This is a genomic window from Halomonas marinisediminis, from assembly GCF_004347715.1.
GTDB lineage: Bacteria > Pseudomonadota > Gammaproteobacteria > Pseudomonadales > Halomonadaceae > Halomonas > Halomonas icarae.
In genome coordinates, this window is sequence record NZ_SLTR01000753.1 from 1 (window position 1) to 230 (window position 230).

Here is a 230-nt window from a genome sequence, read left to right on the forward strand (position 1 = left end):
TTACTATTTATGCTGCTAGAAACGACCTGAAAAAATCGCTGCTCGTTGTTGCAGCAAGTGGCTTGTTAACCATTTTCATCGGTGCGTTGCCCTCCATATTCAGTGCATTATTTGCCGGGATGATCGGAGTGGTAATGGGGGTATTGTACCGTCAGAAAAAAAGCGCTTTTCATGTCTTTATTGGAGGTTCATTAGCAAGTTTAGCATTTCTTTTAGGCAGCTTAGTCATA

Annotated in this window: 1 protein-coding gene; it reads left to right on the forward strand. The window is 41.7% G+C overall.

Going from position 1 to position 230, the window contains the following annotated elements:
• A partial coding sequence (locus E0702_RS18430; RefSeq protein WP_132045928.1) for a DUF2232 domain-containing protein occupies nt 1–230 on the forward strand: 230 nt, incomplete at both ends.